Raw genomic sequence first — 990 nt, forward strand, 5'->3', positions numbered from 1 at the left:
CCGCGCAGTGCGCCGGGGTTGAGTCCGGCGCGTTCGAAGGCTTCCCAGGACGCCTCCAGCAGCAGCCGCTGCTGCGGATCCATCGCCACCGCCTCACGCGGCGAGATACCGAACAGCGCGGCATCGAACTCCCCCGCTCCGGTGAGGAAACCTCCGTGCCGGGTGTAGGTCGTGCCGGGCCGTGAGCCGTCGGGGTCGAAGAGGGTGTCGAGGTCCCAGCCGCGGTCGGTGGGGAACGGACCCACCACATCGGCCTCGTCCATGACCAGCCGCCACAAATCCTCCGGGCTGTTCACCTCACCGGGGAACCGGCAGGACATCCCCACAATCGCCACCGGTTCATCAACCCGCACCGGATCCCTGCGGACCGGCACCGCCACCTGCCCACCGGTCAACTCACCGCACAAGAACCGCGCCAGCACCGCAGGCGACGGATGATCGAACACCAAAGTCGCCGGCAACCGCAGACCCGTCACCGCAGCCAACCGGTTCCGCAACTGAACGGCCGTCAGGGAATCGAACCCCAGCTCACGGAACGCACGGTCCGGATCCACCGCCTCACCGGAAGCATGCACAAGCACCACAGCAACCTCCTCACGCACCAGATCCAGCACCACCCCCTCCGGATCCGCCGCAACAGCCAACCGGCCGGCCAAACCACCCTCACCACCACGCGTCACACCCGCCCTGCGCAACCCCACCGCACCCCGCACCAACCCACGGAACAACGCCGGCACCTCACCCCCCTGCCGCACCCGCCCCACATCCAGCCGCACCGGCAGCACATGCGCCCGCCCCGACACCAGAGCAGCATCGAACAACGCAAGCCCTTCCTCCACCGACAACGCACCACCCAAACGCCCCGCCCGCGCCACATCCCCCGCACCCAAATGCCCCGTCATCCCACTCGCCTGCTCCCACAAACCCCACCCAAGAGACACCCCGCACAAACCCCGACGCACACGATGCTGCACCAAAGCATCAAGCACC

Annotated in this window: 1 protein-coding gene; it reads right to left on the minus strand. The window is 68.3% G+C overall.

Features of this window, described 5'->3' with window-relative positions; all coding sequences use genetic code 11:
* A partial coding sequence (locus tag PJ985_RS23200) for an acyl carrier protein (RefSeq protein ID WP_271685854.1) occupies nt 1-923 on the minus strand: 923 nt, incomplete at its 3' end.
* Between the last annotated feature and the right edge of the window lie 67 nt (nt 924-990).

Source organism: Streptomyces sp. ACA25 (assembly GCF_028200735.1).
Lineage (GTDB): Bacteria > Actinomycetota > Actinomycetes > Streptomycetales > Streptomycetaceae > Streptomyces.